The organism is Maribacter confluentis, assembly GCF_030505015.1.
GTDB classification, from domain to species: domain Bacteria; phylum Bacteroidota; class Bacteroidia; order Flavobacteriales; family Flavobacteriaceae; genus Maribacter; species Maribacter sedimenticola.
In genome coordinates this window covers 1-17010 of record NZ_JAUKUC010000005.1, presented here as the reverse complement: position 1 = coordinate 17010, position 17010 = coordinate 1, and the positions used below count along the sequence as shown (strand labels likewise).

General features: G+C 38.4%; 21 protein-coding genes and 5 pseudogenes. 11 read left to right on the top strand and 15 right to left on the bottom strand.

Features of this window, described 5'->3' with window-relative positions; genetic code table 11:
* Positions 1 to 4 precede the first annotated feature (4 nt).
* The 3 genes and pseudogenes from Q2T41_RS19700 (at position 5) to Q2T41_RS19690 (ending at position 2451) form a co-directional block, all read left to right on the top strand.
* Positions 5 to 622, top strand: a pseudogene (locus Q2T41_RS19700) (DUF5690 family protein).
* Positions 609 to 1766 (top strand): TIGR03364 family FAD-dependent oxidoreductase, encoded by a 1158-nt coding sequence (locus tag Q2T41_RS19695; protein WP_304436517.1) that lies wholly within the window; start codon positions 609 to 611, stop codon positions 1764 to 1766. The pseudogene Q2T41_RS19700 and the gene Q2T41_RS19695 overlap by 14 nt, the downstream one beginning before the upstream one ends.
* A gap of 1 nt (position 1767) precedes the next feature.
* Positions 1768 to 2451, top strand: a complete 684-nt coding sequence (locus tag Q2T41_RS19690; RefSeq protein WP_304436518.1) for a phosphonatase-like hydrolase — start codon at positions 1768 to 1770, stop codon at positions 2449 to 2451.
* 65 nt (positions 2452 to 2516) lie between these two features.
* Here the strand turns inward: Q2T41_RS19690 and Q2T41_RS19685 are convergent, their stop codons facing one another.
* Positions 2517 to 3083 carry a helix-turn-helix domain-containing protein gene (locus Q2T41_RS19685; RefSeq protein ID WP_304437449.1) on the bottom strand — a complete coding sequence of 189 codons (567 nt, stop codon included), beginning with the start codon at positions 3081 to 3083 and terminating at the stop codon, positions 2517 to 2519.
* Positions 3084 to 3341: 258 nt separating this feature from the next.
* Between Q2T41_RS19685 and Q2T41_RS19680 the strand changes: the two genes are divergently transcribed.
* The 8 genes and pseudogenes from Q2T41_RS19680 (at position 3342) to Q2T41_RS20940 (ending at position 9271) form a co-directional block, all read left to right on the top strand.
* Positions 3342 to 4133 carry a carboxypeptidase-like regulatory domain-containing protein gene (locus Q2T41_RS19680; protein WP_304437523.1) on the top strand — a complete coding sequence of 264 codons (792 nt, stop codon included), beginning with the start codon at positions 3342 to 3344 and terminating at the stop codon, positions 4131 to 4133.
* 139 nt (positions 4134 to 4272) lie between these two features.
* Complete coding sequence (locus Q2T41_RS19675; RefSeq protein WP_304437522.1) at positions 4273 to 6330, top strand: TonB-dependent receptor domain-containing protein; 2058 nt, start codon at positions 4273 to 4275, stop codon at positions 6328 to 6330.
* A complete protein-coding gene (locus Q2T41_RS19670) occupies positions 6327 to 6518 on the top strand; it encodes a hypothetical protein (RefSeq protein WP_304437521.1) in 192 nt (63 codons plus the stop codon). Before Q2T41_RS19675 ends, Q2T41_RS19670 begins: the two co-directional genes overlap by 4 nt.
* 30 nt (positions 6519 to 6548) lie before the next feature.
* The gene (locus Q2T41_RS19665) at positions 6549 to 8102 is read left to right on the top strand and encodes a SusD/RagB family nutrient-binding outer membrane lipoprotein (protein WP_304436520.1); all 1554 of its coding nucleotides are present in this window, start codon (positions 6549 to 6551) and stop codon (positions 8100 to 8102) included.
* Positions 8092 to 8220 (top strand): hypothetical protein, encoded by a 129-nt coding sequence (locus Q2T41_RS19660; RefSeq protein WP_304437520.1) that lies wholly within the window; start codon positions 8092 to 8094, stop codon positions 8218 to 8220. The genes Q2T41_RS19665 and Q2T41_RS19660 overlap by 11 nt, the downstream gene beginning before the upstream one ends.
* Positions 8190 to 8618: an alkaline phosphatase family protein gene (locus tag Q2T41_RS19655; protein WP_304437519.1), complete on the top strand. Its 429-nt coding sequence runs from the start codon at positions 8190 to 8192 to the stop codon at positions 8616 to 8618. Before Q2T41_RS19660 ends, Q2T41_RS19655 begins: the two co-directional genes overlap by 31 nt.
* Before the next feature lie 21 nt (positions 8619 to 8639).
* Positions 8640 to 9179 (top strand): annotated as a pseudogene (locus tag Q2T41_RS19650) (alkaline phosphatase family protein); the annotation flags it as partial.
* 8 nt (positions 9180 to 9187) lie between these two features.
* On the top strand, positions 9188 to 9271 hold the full coding sequence (locus Q2T41_RS20940; RefSeq protein WP_367186940.1) for a hypothetical protein: 84 nt from the start codon (positions 9188 to 9190) through the stop codon (positions 9269 to 9271).
* A gap of 127 nt (positions 9272 to 9398) precedes the next feature.
* Here the strand turns inward: Q2T41_RS20940 and Q2T41_RS19645 are convergent.
* From Q2T41_RS19645 to Q2T41_RS19605, 14 genes and pseudogenes are all read right to left on the bottom strand, one after another.
* Positions 9399 to 10515: pseudogene (locus tag Q2T41_RS19645) on the bottom strand (efflux RND transporter periplasmic adaptor subunit).
* Between the two features lie 132 nt (positions 10516 to 10647).
* On the bottom strand, positions 10648 to 11136 hold the full coding sequence (locus Q2T41_RS20935) for an ABC transporter permease (protein ID WP_367186939.1): 489 nt from the start codon (positions 11134 to 11136) through the stop codon (positions 10648 to 10650).
* The gene (locus Q2T41_RS20930; RefSeq protein WP_367186938.1) at positions 11106 to 11414 is read right to left on the bottom strand and encodes a hypothetical protein; all 309 of its coding nucleotides are present in this window, start codon (positions 11412 to 11414) and stop codon (positions 11106 to 11108) included. The genes Q2T41_RS20935 and Q2T41_RS20930 overlap by 31 nt, the downstream gene beginning before the upstream one ends.
* On the bottom strand, positions 11353 to 11631 hold the full coding sequence (locus Q2T41_RS20925) for a hypothetical protein (protein WP_367186937.1): 279 nt from the start codon (positions 11629 to 11631) through the stop codon (positions 11353 to 11355). The genes Q2T41_RS20930 and Q2T41_RS20925 overlap by 62 nt, the downstream gene beginning before the upstream one ends.
* A gap of 60 nt (positions 11632 to 11691) precedes the next feature.
* Positions 11692 to 11832, bottom strand: coding sequence for a hypothetical protein (locus Q2T41_RS20920; RefSeq protein WP_367186936.1), 141 nt, complete (start codon positions 11830 to 11832; stop codon positions 11692 to 11694).
* Between the two features lie 20 nt (positions 11833 to 11852).
* Positions 11853 to 13098, bottom strand: a pseudogene (locus Q2T41_RS19635) (ABC transporter permease).
* Between the two features lie 108 nt (positions 13099 to 13206).
* Positions 13207 to 13428, bottom strand: a complete 222-nt coding sequence (locus tag Q2T41_RS19630) for a hypothetical protein (RefSeq protein WP_144804559.1) — start codon at positions 13426 to 13428, stop codon at positions 13207 to 13209.
* 36 nt (positions 13429 to 13464) lie between these two features.
* Positions 13465 to 13950, bottom strand: coding sequence for a DUF420 domain-containing protein (locus Q2T41_RS19625; RefSeq protein ID WP_304437518.1), 486 nt, complete (start codon positions 13948 to 13950; stop codon positions 13465 to 13467).
* A 10-nt stretch (positions 13951 to 13960) separates the two neighbouring features.
* Positions 13961 to 14125 carry a hypothetical protein gene (locus Q2T41_RS20915; protein WP_367186935.1) on the bottom strand — a complete coding sequence of 55 codons (165 nt, stop codon included), beginning with the start codon at positions 14123 to 14125 and terminating at the stop codon, positions 13961 to 13963.
* Between the two features lie 19 nt (positions 14126 to 14144).
* A complete protein-coding gene (locus Q2T41_RS19620) occupies positions 14145 to 14690 on the bottom strand; it encodes an SCO family protein (protein WP_367186934.1) in 546 nt (181 codons plus the stop codon).
* The gene (locus tag Q2T41_RS20910; RefSeq protein ID WP_367186933.1) at positions 14690 to 14854 is read right to left on the bottom strand and encodes a hypothetical protein; all 165 of its coding nucleotides are present in this window, start codon (positions 14852 to 14854) and stop codon (positions 14690 to 14692) included. The genes Q2T41_RS19620 and Q2T41_RS20910 overlap by 1 nt, the downstream gene beginning before the upstream one ends.
* Positions 14855 to 14858: 4 nt before the next feature.
* Complete coding sequence (locus tag Q2T41_RS20905) at positions 14859 to 15203, bottom strand: hypothetical protein (RefSeq protein ID WP_367186932.1); 345 nt, start codon at positions 15201 to 15203, stop codon at positions 14859 to 14861.
* Between the two features lie 240 nt (positions 15204 to 15443).
* The gene (locus Q2T41_RS19610; RefSeq protein ID WP_089259350.1) at positions 15444 to 15827 is read right to left on the bottom strand and encodes a cytochrome C oxidase subunit IV family protein; all 384 of its coding nucleotides are present in this window, start codon (positions 15825 to 15827) and stop codon (positions 15444 to 15446) included.
* Between the two features lie 52 nt (positions 15828 to 15879).
* A pseudogene (locus tag Q2T41_RS19605) lies at positions 15880 to 16849 on the bottom strand (cytochrome c oxidase subunit 3).
* Positions 16850 to 17010 lie beyond the last annotated feature (161 nt).

The following is a 17010-nucleotide window of genomic DNA, read 5'->3' as shown; positions in this document are numbered from 1 at the left end:
TTTTGTGGTCTTTTATACTGCGCTTAACGCGTTACGGGATTTTAGGGATAATTTTTCTAGAGAATTATGGGACAGTGTGGGGTATGCCGGTGATGCTTCTATTTTACATTATCTGAACTTCCAATAGCATTTTTGGTGTTACTCGTATTGGGGTTGTTCGGGTTGATAAATAATATACTTTAGGGCTTTTATGGGGTTTCATTTCTTGTTGATACTGGCAAGTGTGCTGGTAGGGGTTTCTACCTTTTTATTTCAACAAGGCGCCCTTCAGCCTGTGTATTGGATGGTGTGTATCGGTTTTGGACTTTATGCCTGCTATGTGCCGTTCAATTGTATCTTTTTTGATCGGATGATCGCTACTTTTTCTATTAAAGGTAATGCTGGTTACCTTATTTATATTGCAGATTCCTTTGGTTACTTGGGTAGTATGGCGGTACTACTTTATAAAAATTTTGGAAGTCCAAATAGTTCTTGGCTACAGTTTTTCATGGGTGCTACCTACTGTATTGCCTTTTTGGGTGTAGGTGTTTCTATTGTATCCATGTTCTATTTTCAAAGGAAATACAAGCAAAATAATTCTAGTATCCATTTTAAAATCCCCATGGTTAATGGCAGATATTGAGTATGATTTAGTTGTAGTTGGTGGTGGTGTGTTAGGTACTTTTCATGCCTATCATGCCATGAAGAAAGGGTTAAAAGTAGCTTTGCTCGAAAAAGATGCTATGCCCAAAGGGGCTACAGTTCGCAATTTTGGACAGGTGGTACCCTCTGGTATGAATACCAAATGGCAACAATACGGTCGTAAAAGCTTAAGGATATATAAGAAGATCCATGCTAAATTTGATATTTCGGTACGGCAAGAAGGATCTATTTATTTGGCTTCTAATGATGATGAGATTCAGCTAATTGAAGAGTTGAAGGAAATTAACCGAGCCAATGATTACACTTCTATTCTTTTTACAAAGACGGAATGTCTTAGAAAATACCCAGGATTAAATGAGCGGTACGTAAAAGCTGGCTTATTCTTTCCTGAGGAAATTACGGTAGAACCTCGAACCATGATCGGTCGTGTACATAAATATTTAAAGAAAAAAGGGGTAAGCATTTTTTATAAGGCTAAGGTAATTGAATGCAATGCGCTTAAAAATGAAGTAAGCACTCAATTGGCAAACGGTAGAATGTTGATGTCTGCAAAGGTAATTATCTGTAATGGTAGCGATTTTAAAACGTTGTATCCAGAACTATTTTCCACTAGTGATTTAGAGGTTTCTAAGTTACAAATGATGAAAACCAAATCACAAGGCGATTTTAAAATTAGCGGATCTATTTTAACGGGACTTTCCATTAGAAGATATGAGGCTTTTGCTGAGTGTCCGTCTTATTTAAAGATCAAATCCAAAGAACCAATGGATAGTCTTGAGAAAAAATGGGGAGTACACATTCTATTTAAACAAGCTATGGATGGTGGGGTTATTCTTGGGGATTCTCATGAATATGCAGATGCGGACAATATTGATGATCTCGGGTTCGACTTAAATATGGATATTGATGATTTAATGCTAACCAGGGCCAAAGAAATTTTTAGCCTGCCCACCTATGAAATTGAACAGCGTTGGTTTGGCATGTATTCTCAATGTAAGAATTCTGATATTTATGAGCGCACCATAGATAGGAATATTCATATTGTTACCGGTATTGGGGGTAAGGGAATGACCGGTAGTGCAGGTTTTTCAAAACAGAACATTCAACAAATTTTTAATATTTAGCATGCATACAATTAAATTGGCCGTATTTGATATGGCAGGTACTGTTGTCAATGAAGACAATGTAGTATATAAGACTTTACAAAAGGCGATCAATGAGAGAGGTTTTCAATTGACCTTGGATTTTGTGCTAGAACACGGTGCCGGTAAAGAAAAACATCAAGCAATAAAAGATATTATTATAGCAGACATCGGTAGTGTTGATGCAGAAATGGCAGCTTCCATTTTTGAAGATTTTAAGGTGTTGCTTAATGAAGCATACCATAAGCTAGACGTAGGTAGTTATGAAGGGGTAGAACAGATGTTACTGTCATTAAAAGAAAATGGCATTAAAGTAGCTTTGAATACAGGGTACGATAGTAAAACCGCCCAGTTATTATTAAATAAAATGAATTGGACCAAAGGCAAGCAGTATGATGTTTTAGTAACGGCAGATGATGTGGTTCTTGGTAGGCCTAATCCAGATATGATCGTGGAGGCAATGATGAAACTTAACGTTCATGATGAAGAACTGGTGCTAAAAGCTGGTGATTCCATAATCGATATTGAAGAGGGTAAAAATGCAAATTGTGGGGTTACGATCGGGGTGACCACTGGCGCACATACCAGACATCAGTTATTAAGTGCAAACCCAACCCATGTTCTTGATAGCTTAACCGAATTAAGGCAGCTGCTATTACTATCTTAAAAAGTAAAATAAAAATAAAAAAAGCCACTGATCGTGGCTTTTTTTTATTTACATGTTCTGGTTGGCTATATGAAAAAGTAAAGTACCAACATAGTTGCCGTATTGTTGCTCCTGTTTTCTGGGACATGGGCAATTCTACCATCAAAGAAAATAGAATCCCCTACTTTTATAAGTACTTCTTCTTCGTCAATAATGTAGTAACATTCTCCCGAGAGCATGTATTTGAATTCGTAGGCATCGGTTTTTACCTTGTCTCTTTTAGAGTTGGGGTGTACGTGTAATAATACGGCTTCAAAACCTAGGCTATTAAGCTGTTTGCCAAAAATAAGCGAATAAGAAAATCCGATAGCATCGTCTTCTTTTTCAATAAAGGTATTATCCTCTTTTCTAGAAACAATAAAATTGGCTCCGTTAGATTGTGGTAGTCCGCTAAAAAAATCGGTCACTTCAATATCCAAGGAACTTATAATTTTTAATAGTACGGGTAATGAGGGAATTGTTCTACCATTTTCTATTCTAGAAATAAGTCCTGCTGTTACTCCGGCGCGCATGGCAATTTCACTAATAGTCAAATTCCCGTTTTTACGAATTTCTTTGATCCGTTTGCCAATTCCAATAAGGTAATCATCCATTGATAAGTGTTCTCCTACAAACATAATGAAAAATAAAATGTATTGTTTTTTGGTAGGTGCTACAGCTGTAATCAGCCATGGTGCAGGGACTTAACATAAAACTTACATTTTGCATATTTGTAAATAATGTTTAACTAACCTTAAGCTAACTTTAGCCTTGTAATAGTTGCAATTGCTTAATGTGTAATAGGCTTGTCATTGAATTTTCATTTAGATATTTGCTAAACTAACAAACCAAAGTTTACAAATACGAACAAAATGAAAAAAACATTATTAATTGCAATGCTTGTGTTTTTAGCAAGTTTTGTAGCACATGCCCAAACGGTATTTACGGGTAAGGTGTTAGACGAAAACCAAGTTCCTTTACCTGGTGCTACTGTAATAGTGAAAGGAACAACGAACGGGGTGGCCACAGATTTTGATGGCAACTTCAGTATTGAACTGAACGGTTCAAATGACATTTTAGTGGTGTCCTATATTGGGTATATTGCTCAGGAGTATAATACAGCGAATAAAATTACGGGCACCATAAATTTACAGCCCGATTCTCAACAACTAGATGAGGTTGTAGTTACCGCATTGGGAATAGAAAGAGAGAAAAAATCTTTGGGTTACGCCTCTCAAGAATTGGATAATGACGAGGTTGTTCAGGCACGGGAGCCAAACTTATTGAACAGTATGTCCGGTAAGGTGGCCGGTTTACAAATTACCAACAGCCCAACCGGATTGGGTGGCTCGGCAAGGGTTTCTATTCGTGGTGATGCTTCTCTGAACATTAATGGTAACTCGCCATTGTTCATTGTAGATGGTACTCCTATCAGTAATGAAATTGTTGGTTCTAGTGGATCAGGTACGCAGAGTGTAGATTATGGTAATGGTGCAGCTGAAATCAATCCGCAAGATATAGAATCGATCAACGTACTAAAAGGACCGGCTGCAGCAGCGCTTTATGGATCAAGAGCGGCAAACGGTGCTATTATCATAACAACTAAAAAGGGAAATCCCAAAGTAGTAAGCTTGGTGTTTCTTTTAATACGGGCATTACCGTAGAAAATGTATTAATGCTGCCAGACTGGCAAATGAGTACGGACAAGGGAACAACCAACAGTTTTCTTTTGTAGATGGTAGTGGTTCCGGTATTGCCGATGGTGTTGATGAAAGTTGGGGTCCAAGATTGGATACCGGACTTATGATTGCACAATTTGACTCGCCAAGAACAGATGGAACCAGAGGTGGTGACACCTCGGTGAGTAATGCCGATATTATTCCTACACCATGGGTGTCTCAACCTGATAATACAAAAGATTTCTTTGAAACTGGTATTACAAAAACCAATAGTATTGCCATTTCTAAAAGTGGTGAAATGGGAAACATGAGATTGTCGTTTCAGAACTTGGATCAAGAAGGTACATTGCCCAATACTGATCTCAATAGGAATACCTTAAGTTTTTCCGGAACCATGAATGTATCGGATAAAGTAAAGGTAAATGCCAATCTTAATTATGTAAAGACAGATAGTGACAATAGACCTGCAGTAGGTTACGGTACGGAAAGTATCATGTACCTGTTCATTTGGTACGGGCGCCAATTGAATACCAATAACCTTAGAGATTATTGGCAACCTGGTCTAGAGGGTATACAGCAGTTTAACTACAACTACAACTACCACGATAACCCTTATTTTACTATGTATGAGAATACCAATGCGCAAGATAAGGATCGTATGTTCGGTAATGTTAGCCTTACTTATGATATTAGCGAAAACTGGAAGTTGTTGCTTCGTAGCGGTCGTGATTTCTATAGAGATTTTAGGGTTCGTAAAAGAGCGTTCAGTACGCAGCGTTTTCCTTTTGGGACATACCAAGAAGATAATATTTTCTTTGAAGAAAGTAATTCTGATTTCTTGCTGAGTTATAATAAAACCTTTGGGGAAAAATTTAATTTAAATATTTCCGCAGGTGGAAACCAATTACGTCAAAAGCAAGACTTTACAAAAAGTGTAGCTCCACAGTTGATCAATCCTGGGGTGTATTCATTTAACAATAGTAGACAGGCGGTGCAAGTGAGCTCTAACAACAGTGAAAAGCGCATCAATAGTTTATACGGTTATGCCAGATTTGGCTATGACAATGTATTGTTTATGGACATTACAGGAAGAAACGACTGGTCTAGTACATTGCCAGAAGGTAATAATTCATATTTCTATCCGTCGGTTACATTAAGTGCCATTGCCAGTGATATGTTCAATATGCCAGACTGGGTAACGTTTGCCAAGGTAAGGGCTGCTTATGCTGAGGTAGGTAATGATACCGATGCGTATAGATTGCGTAGTTTTTACCAAAATGAGACTCAATTTGATAGTTCTACCCCTATACTGACAGAATCTTCACTGATACCAAATTCAAATTTGAAACCAGAGATAACCGGCTCTTATGAATTTGGTCTGGATCTGCGTTTTCTACAAAGTAGAATTAATTTGGATATGACCTATTATGATAGTGCTACCAAAAACCAGATCATAAATATTAGTACGGATATTGCCAGTGGTTATAGCAGTCAGTTGATCAATGCGGGCGAGGTACGTAACTACGGTTTTGAAGCTATCGCCAACTTTGTTCCGGTACTTACAGATAACTTTAAATGGAGCTCTACATTCAACTTTGCTACCAACAAAAGTGAAGTGACCGATTTAGGAGATGATATCCAGTTCACCTTAACTTCAGCGAACGGGGCATATATTCAAGCCCGTGAAGGAGGTTCTATCAGTGCTATTTATGGTAGAGGTTTTCAAAGGGTAGAAGATGAGGATAGCGAGTATTTTGGTCAAATGATCATTAATAACCAAGGTATTCCGGAACGAACAGATGATTTGGTATACCAAGGCGATTATGCCCCAGATTTTACTTTGGGCATGCAAAATACGTTCAAATATAAGAATGTTGACCTAGGATTCTTGATCGATACCAGACAAGGGGGTATCGTAGTATCTAGGACTAAGACCATTGGTAGTACTTCTGGTCAACTGCAGGAAACATTGGAAGGTAGAGAAACGGGTATCGTAGCTGAAGGTGTAGTAAATACCGGTACTGCAGAAAGTCCTAATTATGTGCCAAATACCGTAAATGTGGATGCTAGAACATTCAACAACAGATATTATGAAAGGGATAATGTAGAAGCCGCAAAGTATGATGCCTCTTATACCAAACTTAGAGAGGTTTCTTTAGGATATTCTTTTCCGCAAAAATGATCGATCAATTACCGATCACCAATGCTAGAATTTCTGTAACTGGTAGAAACCTGATTCTATGGACGGACAATCCTCATTTCGACCCTGAAACGGTTGGGGTATCGGGTGGTACGCTACAACCGGGTATTGAAAATATGTCTTACCCAAGTTCACGTTCGTTTACCTTCAATTTACAGGTTAATTTCTAAGAGTAGAAGAAACTATTAATTAAAGAAATCATGAAAAAAACATTATTAATTATATGTGCTTTGGTATTGGCGGTAAGCTGTACCGAAGATTTTGAAACGATCAATATAAACCCTAACTATCCTGCTTCTGCAGAGCCGGGATTATTGTTGCCGGGCGTACAAAGAGAGATGGCCTATAATTGGGGCGATCAAGGTTGGGAAGAAGGTTTTACCGTAGTACAATATGGGGCAAGACTTCAGTTTACCAGTGGTGATACCTATAACTGGTCTCCTTCCGGTGATCCTTATGATAACGCATATGCATCTCTAAGAGATGTAGAAAATATTATTAGGGATACCGAAGCTAACGAAGATGCACAGAATTATTACGGCGTCGCCTTGGTGATGAAATCATGGATCTATTCTTATGTTACCGATGCTTACGGAGATGTGCCTTACTCTGAAGCTACCATGGGTATTGAGAATGGTAATGTTACTCCTGCTTTTGATGCTCAAAGTGCTATATATGCCGGTATGTTGGCAGATTTAGAAACTGCAAACACGGTTTTGACCGATGCCGATAATATTTCAGGTGATATTTTTTATGACGGCGATATTGAAAAATGGAGAAAATTTGCCAATTCGTTAAGATTGCGTTTGCTAATGCGTATCAGTGATGTGGATAATGCAACTGCCGTTGCGGGAATGATCCAGATTACGAGTAACCCTTCTGCGTATCCTATTTTTGAGAGTAATGAGGATATGACCGTAGTGACATGGAATTCAGATAACCCACAGCCAAAATATGACACACGCAGTGGTAGTTTTGATGAGGTTCGTTTAAGTCAAACCTTAGAAACTCGCTTAAAGGATTTGAACGATAATAGATTGTATGTTTTCGCACAGCCGACCACAGCTTCTGAAAAGGGAATTTTCTCTGAAAATTTTGATGATTATGTAGGTATGCCCAATGGGTTGGATGATGAAGCGGCATTAGGATATAGTCCCTCTGGAAACCCAGATGAGTCCGGCTCTAATTTCATTTCCAGATTGGGTATTTTGTTGGGCTGTAGAGCATGTAACCCAGAGCAGGCATCTGCTACCGCTTCACAGACCATTATTATGAGCTACTCTGAACTACAGTTCATTTTGGCAGAGGCTGCGGAAAGAGGATTCATTTCTACAGGTGATGCGACTACGTACTATGAAAACGGAATTAGAGCTTCTTTTGAGTATTACACAGAAAGAGTTGCCGCCGGAGGATGGTCTGATATTGCCAATGCTATGCAAGCAACGGACATTGATGGCTATGTAGCGCAAAATGCCGTAGCTCTTTCGGGCGATACCGATGACAACTTGGCTAAAATCGCACTTCAAAAATGGATTTCTCTTTTCTATACCGGATTTGAAGGATGGTCAGATTGGAGAAGAACGGGAATGCCAGAAGTAATTCCAGGTCCAGATGCTGTTAACGATGGTATGGTTCCGGTACGTTTTCAATATCCAAATTCTGTGAAATCTACCAATAGCGAAAACTACAATGCCGCTGTACAAAGTATGGGTGCCGATGATATTAATACCAAACTTTGGTGGGATGTTGATTAAGCAAAAGGTTAAAAAGTACACATCAATTATAACACTGACCATAGGGATGACCTCCCTATGGTCTTGTGATTATGACAAGTTGGATAAATGGGTTCTGAAACCACCCATGTTGTGGTGATCGGTTTTGATGGGTTGAGTCCGGACGGACTCCAAAATGCTGATACGCCTACTTTTGATACCATGATAGAAGAGGGTGCTTCAACCATGCACGCAAGGGCAGTTTTGCCCACAAGTTCAAGTACCAATTGGGCTTCTATGATTATGGGTGCCGGACCGGAACAACACGGTATTACATCCAATGCTTGGGAGAAGGATAATTTAGTTTTACCCGCAGTTACACAGAGCGAACCTTTCTTGTTTCCCAGTATTTTTCATTTGATTCGTGAGCAAAGAACATCGGAAAAAATTGGAGCAATTTATCATTGGGGAGGTTTTGGACGGTTATTTGAGAAGAATGCGGTAGACTTTGATGAAAATCCTGCTACCGAGGAAAAAAACGGCTGTGAACGCCAGTAGCTATATCAAGTAGAAAAACCCTTATTTACGTTTGTCCACTTTGATCATATTGATCACGCCGGTCATGAGTTTGGGCACGGTACAAAAGAGTATTACCATGCGGTTGAAAAGGCAGATTCATTATTGGCGGAAATTATGAAGGCCATTACAAAATCTGGTATGGCAGATAATACTATGGTAGTCATTAGTTCTGATCATGGCGGTAAGGGCAAAGGGCATGGTGGCGAATCTATGGAAGAAATTGAAATACCTTTTATTCTTTGGGGCAAGGGTATAAAAAAAGATTATAGGATAAAATATCCGGTATACCAATATGACAATGCTGCAACTGTTGCATACGCCCTTCAAATTAAAACACCACGTGCATGGATCGGTAGACCTGTACTTGAGGCTTTTGAGGGTGAAAATGTGGAAGATGATTACCCTACTTTGGTACAGTTGAAAAAACCAAGATTAAATAGACCGGCAAAAGGTTATGCAGCAGATGGGGGCTTGTTCAATGAGGAGGCCCAGTTAGTATTGGAGAACCAAATGCCTACGGTGAAATTAGGTATACGCTAAATGGTGCAATGCCAACGAAAGAATCCAACACCTTTAAACGGTCCATAGTTCTAAAAGAAAATACGGTGGTAAAGTGCCATATTTGTTGCTGATAAGTTGAGCAGTGGGGTTTCCGAAGCATTTTTTAGGATAAAACCAGCATCGCTTAAAGCTCCTGTTTCTTATGAGGTTTTTCATTTAGATTAAGATTGTTACATCAATTCTTGGATTTTTTTTAATTTATTGATTTTGGGCAAATTCATCTGGCTTGACCTCGTTCCAAACCTTAATTTATCACCTTCTTTGATACCTGAATTTATTTGCACGTAAATACCGTCGCTTATGCCCAGTTCAATATCCTTACGCTCAAATTTCTGGTCACCGGTAGCAATTTCCACAAATGGTTTTTTGGTTTTGTCGTCAAATTGGACCAATGCCTCCTTTACGGCCAAAACACTGTCCGCTCGTGCAAGGATAATAGAGGCATTAGCGCTAAGTCCGGCCCTAATGAATACACTATCCTGCTTTTTAAGGGTCCCTTTAATTTCAAATTGTATGGCGCCGTTCTCTTCATTGCCCTTTGGGGCTATATAATCAAGAACCGCATCAAAAAACTTTGTCCTCAATGGCACCAACCGTAATTTCCAAAGGTAGATTTTCCTTAATCTTGCCTACTTCGGATTCATCGACCTTTCCTTCAAATATCATTTTGTCCACATCCGCAATAGCCGCAATAGTAGTGCCCTCGTTAAAATTGTTGCTTTCTATAACCTGGTTGCCCACTTCACAGGTACTTCCAGTACCATACCACTTACCGTGGCCCTTATTTGCGTATTTGCGGCATTACCGTACCCGGCAGTTGTACCGGTCTTAACAATATCAAAGCGCTTATTTGCGGCAGCGAACGATTGCTTTGCCTGATTATAGGTTACTTCTGCTCTCTCTAAATCCACCTTTGATATTACACCTTTCTCAAACAGGCTTTTTTGCCGGGCCAAATTTCTTGCTTGATCATCCAAATTTATCTTGGCTTCATCAATATTGTTTCTTGCATCGTTCAATGCACTTAAATTGGGCACTACCTTTATGGTACATAACAAATCACGGACTGTACATAATCCCCGCCCTCTACAAATATTTCATCTATCACCCCAGAAATATTAGGTTTGATCAATACTTCCTCTAGAGGTAAAATACTACCGGTAGCCATTGTTTTTCTTATAATCGTCTGCTTGGACGGTTCTTCTGTCTGATAAACAACCGGGTCCTCAGCATTTTTTTGATACAAATAATACATAGACCCACCAAAGGCCAAAACAATAATTAAAAGAATGACAATAGTTGCTGATTTTTTCATTTTTTGATCGGTTATAATTTTATCAATGTAATTATTCTGTTCTTAATGCCTCTATAGGCCTAATTTTTATAGCGCTTTGGGCAGGTATAAAGCCTGCAAGCAATCCTGAAAAGACCAAGATGATCAATGCACTTAGCACCACCCAAGGCTTACACTCGGATTTATGAACATATCTACGGGACCGACCGAATCTAAAAGTGCATTCACGCCATATATAAATGATGCGCCAAATACAATACCTATCATACCGGAAATAATGGTCAAGAAAATAGATTCCATCAATATCTGTTTTTTAATAGACCAAGGTGCTTCTCCCAATGCCCTACGGATACCAATTTCCTTGGTGCGTTCTTTGATTACGATCAACATGATGTTGCTCACCCCTATAATTCCGGATAATAGGACTAGTACTCCAACAAAATAAGCCACCCACCGCAGTGCCCCAAAAAGGCTCTCAACCCTATTAAATTGTTCATAGAGATCAAAATAGCCTACAGCACGTTTATCATCTGGATGTACCCGCCTTTTTTCTTTGACTACACTCACAATTTTCTCCTTTAAATCACTAATAGAGCTACCATCTTGAGCTGTTATGGCCATCCAACCCACATTATTCCCCATATTAAAGGCTTGGGAAAAAGCCGTAAACGGTACAAAAATTTCTTTTGCCCTTCTTCACCTCCACCTCGCTCTTTTTTTGATAAGTACCTACGACCATAAAGTTGACCCCTGAATTTTAATATAGGTTCCAGAACCTGTTCACCTTTATCGTAAAGCTCGTTTTGTACGCCGTCCCCTATTACCGCTATTTTTCTTTTGTCCTCAATATCGTTCTGGTTAATAAATCTGCCCGATGTGATGGTCATGGGTTCTTGGCGAATAATTTCGGATAGTCCCATAGATATTAAAGGCCCCTATTTTAAGTCCCCTTACCACATTATTTCCGCCACCAAAACCTCCTAACTGATTACGAGGGGAAATAAAACGTAAGTTTGGCACATTATCCCTAATAGCTTGAACATCTTCTACCTTAAAACTGAAATTGTCTTCCTTTAGGCAACCCTTTATAGGGCATTGTGGTACTTCGTGACCACATAAACATCGTATTGGTGGCAATATCCCCAAAATCTGCCCGTATACCGTTCTCCAACCCTTTACCGGCCGCCAATAAAATAATTAGGATAAATACACCCCAACCACACCAAAAGAGGTTGCCAGCGTTCTAAAGACGTTGCCTGACAAGACTTCCATAATTTCCTTCCAACGGTCTCGGTTAAACATGTTTACTTTATTTAATTCCAATACTAATCCAACCACAAACAGTGGCGTTTAACATACTACTCATCACGCAATGCTTCAATCACATGGATTCTGGCCGCTCGCCAAGCAGGAAAAAAACCTGCAATGGCACCTGCCACAACCAATACGATTACCGTAGTCAATGCAACATTAAAATCTACGGAAGGATTGAGTATATAGTCAACTTCTATATGGGGACCTACAAGTTCCAATAGCCCCATACTAAGAATAAGACCAGAGAAACCAGCTATTGCCGTTATAAAAATAGCCTCATGCAATATCATACCGACTATGGACCATGGTTTGGCCCCCAATGCCTTTCGTATGCCTATTTCCCTAGTTCTTTCCTTAACTACTATAAGCATAATATTGCTCACCCCCACAATACCCGCAATAATGGTACAGACACCTACAAACCAAAAGAAAAACTTAATGCCCCCCATAAGGGAATAAAAACGTTTTGCCTCTTCCATAGGATTATAGACCTGTATTTGCACTGGTATCATCCGGAGCAACGGTATGCGCCTGTTGTAGATAAGATTTTATTGCATTTTTAAATTGAATGGATTGTACCACGGCAGTCTCAAAATCCTTGGCTGGAGGTAATGTATAGGCCAAGTTATTAATATAGTCCGCCCCATTGAAAACTTGCTGTGCCGTGCTTATAGGAATATAGATGCGGTCCTCTTCCCGCTCTCCTCCAATATCTCCATAAACCCCAACAATCTTTAAAGAAATAACGGATACATCAAGGATTTCACCAATAGGGCTTTCAATGTCCTTAAAAACCTCCGCTTTATTTTATTGCTGATAATGGCAACCTTTGATTTTAAGTCTACATCTTGCTGGTTAAGAAACCGACCTTGTGACATAAACTCATTCTCAATGAACTGAAATTGGGCACTTACCCCTTGTACATTGTACGCCAATGATTCCTTACCGTAGTTGACAAAGGAATTTCTAACAAATAGTCGAGGTGATTTATGTTCAATTTTGTCAGCCAGCAATACAGCCGCAAAATCATAGTTTTCATTGCGCAATTGTATTCGCCTACCAGGATTCATACCCTTATATTCCTTTGTAGTAACTCCCGGCCACACCCAAACACTGGTAGCCGCATTTGTTCAAACTCCTTGGCGATACCATTTTGCATACCTTGCCCAAACCCCAATAAGATGACCAAATAAAGATTCCGGAAGCTACGGAAAGACCCGTTAGGAAAGTGCGCAGTTTATTCTTGCGAATAGTATCGAAAATTTCCTGCCAACGTTCTAGATCGAACATATGATTGATTAGTTTGATTGATTGATGTGCGCAATATTGCTATTGCACAACTATAAGACTAATCAATTTAAAGTTTGTTACACTTAAATGGTAAAAAATATTTGCATATTAGGTTGTACGCATTTTTCGATAGATGAAATAGAACAGACCACCGACCAATACATAGGGTACCGCCATTAAATAAACAATGCCGTTATTGATACCTTCCGCAGCCTTACCAGTAGACTCGCTTTCCAAAACCGCCCTACACATTGCACATTGCGCATCCATATCTATAGGAAAACATACAAAGGCTATGATTATAAGTAGTATAATTTTTTTAGTACGCATAATAAGGAGATATCATTAAATAAACTACGACCCCTGTTACTGCAACATACAACCAAACAGGAAACGTATATCTGGCAAGGACCTATGTTCCTCAAACTTTTTAAGATAAGCTTTTGCATAAGTTCTCAACACTAAAGGAATCAATGCTATGGAAAGTATGATATGGGTTATGAGAATAAAGTAATATACATATGAAATTAAGCCATCACACCAAATGGAGTGGAATCTGAAGTCATATGGTATGCAATATACATCACCAAAAAAAAGTAACGATAACACAATATTGACGGTCATTAAATTTTGATGTAATTTTTGATTACCATTTTTTATGGCCCATACCGCAACCAATAATAAAACGGCCGTTAAACCATTTATAGCTGCATAAATAGGTGGCAAAAAAGATAATGGGGCCACATTAGGTATTTTAATTCCAAAAAGTAAGGCTACCACAACAGGAATTACTATGGAAACTACCGTAATCATCCTATTAAAATTCCGTTCATCTGAAACTTTCCCTTGCATACATTTTTGTTTATTCTTGTAACAATTTTTTAATATCGGTCCTTAAAATACCTATTTCCTCTGTCTCGCCATGATCATTGGTTTTTTCCTGTTCCAGGATTGCCCCTCTGTAATAGACAATAGGATTACCAAATTCATCCTTCCTAGAACGAAGATATCCCTCTTTGTCAACCAATGCAAACAGACCGGAATGCTCAAACCCGAGGAACCTCAGGCATTTCCGCCGCAAAAATATTGAACCCACCATTGGCCAAATCATAAATGGCTTCTTTATCCCCAGTCAGCAAATTCCAGACCTCGGTATTAATGTTATATTTTTGGGCATATTGCCTCAAAACCGATGGGGTATCAAACTTTGGTGTAATAGAAAATGATGCAATACCAAACTCATTGTTTTCTTTGAAGGTGTTCTCTAAACTAACAAGGTTTGTGGTCATTACAGGACATATACTTGGACATCTTGTAAAGAAAAAATCCACAACGTACACCTTGCCCAAATAATCCCTATCCGTAACAACAACACTATCTTGGTTTACAAAAGAAAAAGAAGGTACTTTACGTTTCTTTCCATTTAGCAAGATATAACCTAAATCATCCGTTTGTTTTGAAATAACACCGTTTAGCCTATCATTCTGAACAACAGTGCCGGTAGACATTCTATCTACAATACGAGGTATGACGATAATTCCAAAAATAAGAACAATCAATGACACCCATACATATGTATATTTCTTATTCATTACTTGGTTCTTTCTGCGTTATTCTTTTTCAGTGCCAGTCTATATTCTGCCAATACAATTTTGACATCATCTACCATTTTATTGTTCAGATCCGACACCAAGCTAGAATTAAAACCGTACTTGGTACCATCATCCTCATCATCCGTACGCCCACGAAGTGCCAAGTCCTTATCTATGACAAATTACATAAGGGGAACCCAAATCTTCACCTAATGAAATATCCGTTTGTAGACTTTCAAAAACCGCTTTGATTTTTTCGGGACTGTCAAATACAAAATGCCATTTTTCTACATCTGCCAAAGTTGCAAGTTCTTCTTTAAGTTCTTTGGATTTTTCTTCCGCACCATATGGTAGCATCATTACAAATTGAAAATCCTTAAACTCGTGAAAGCGTTTATATATTTTCTGATTTAAGTTGAAGGCATTTCCTTTTCTATTATCTACACTGGAACCCAAAAAACCTAATATGGTGATATGGTCCTTAAATTTGACCTCACTGTCCACAACATTCAATTCCTGATATTTTCAGTAAGCACAGGCAATCTGCCAAAATTATTTACACCACTGGCAAAAAATAGGTATGCTACTATAGGAAGCACAAATAAAACACAAGTATAAAGGTCTTCTTCATATTAAATAAATGCATTTAGCATAAAATCCATTGCCGTACCTGCCAAAATCAGCTTAAAAAGAAACTATACAAAAATAAAAAAGACGGCATTAAGACCGTCTTTTAATTCTGTTAATAATACCTTAGAAATTCCAACTAACAAAGCCGTCTTTATAAACATTATAAATATAATCCGCTTCTACCAGCAATATAAAGACCAGATAAATAATCAAGAAAATAGGAGTCCAGACAATTGCTCTTCTAAGCGATGCTTTTTCATCTCTTAGGTGCATAAAATCCCATGCAATATAGTAAGCCTTTACCAAGGTTAGAATAATAAATATCCAGTTAATTAACTTCATTCCCAAAAAGTAGGTATCTGTTAAGGATACTGGCTTTATAATACCTAAAACAACCTCTACTGCAGTTATTAACGTTAGAAACGCTAAAACTCCCCAAATCTTTTGTGTATTGGACTTAAACTTAACAAGTCCCCTAAAAATTTCCAATTTATGCCCGTGTGCCATTTTAATACAATCTTTTAAATATATCTATCGTAGAACTATTGCCCTGTCTTAATTAAACCAAGTAGAAAAAGGTAAATACAAAATACCCATACCAAATCTACAAAGTGCCAGTATAGACCAATTTTTTCAACATTTCATAGTGCCCCCTTCTCTCGTAGGTACCCAAAATAACATTAAAGAATATAATGATATTGATCACCACACCAGAAAATACGTGAAACCGTGAAAACCAGTTATAAAGAAGAAGAAATCGCAAAAAGTCTGCTACCATATTCATTTCTTATAAGGTTGGCTCCTTCTACGACCATAGTAGCATCTGCCAATTTGGCTAATGACGCCTCTCTGTCCAAAAGGGTTTTTTCCCCTTCCTCATTGATCAACTCAGTTCTTATCAAAATATTTGGATCAGCTTTAAAACTTCTATCACCTCGTTTAAGGAGTAGGTTGGAAGTTCGCCTTCATCAAAAAACCAAATACCGTTCTTTCTTTCATGTGCCACCCTTTCACCAGGAATAGTCACTGCAAAATCCCTTAATGCAGCACGTTCGCCACTATCAGCCTTTACGAACTGTAAAATTCTACCGCCTTTGGTCTCTAACGCGCCGTGATCACCCTTTATAAACGTTCCCATTCCCATGCTTGCGAACCAACGAAAATAGCACCACCAATAATTGTAGCGAACATATACCAGATTACGGCATTCTTTTTCATTTTATGACCAGCATCCACAGCCAACACCATAGTAACGGACGACATAATCAAAATAAAGGTCATAAAGGCAACATATATCATAGGATAGTTACCATGAAAAAAAGGAACGTGGGTAAATACCTCGTCCGCAATGGGCCATGTTTCAATAAATTTAAATCTTGAAAAACCATAGGCCGCCAAAAGCCTGAAAATGTTAAAGCATCCGATACCAGGAAAAACCACATCATTAATTTACCGTAGCTTGCTCCCAATGGCTGGTTACCACCACCCCAAACGTTTGTTTCCTCTGCCGTTGTCACCGTAGAATTCATATACTAATTATCGTTTTAATAAAACTTTAGCAAATTTACATTTTTTGAACTATATAAAAGAGCAATTTGCCCAAACTTAAATTGAACCACTTTTTATTTTACAAAGGTCATAAATAGCACTAAATAGAGCCATAGGAAATCTAGAAAATGCCAAAAAGTTG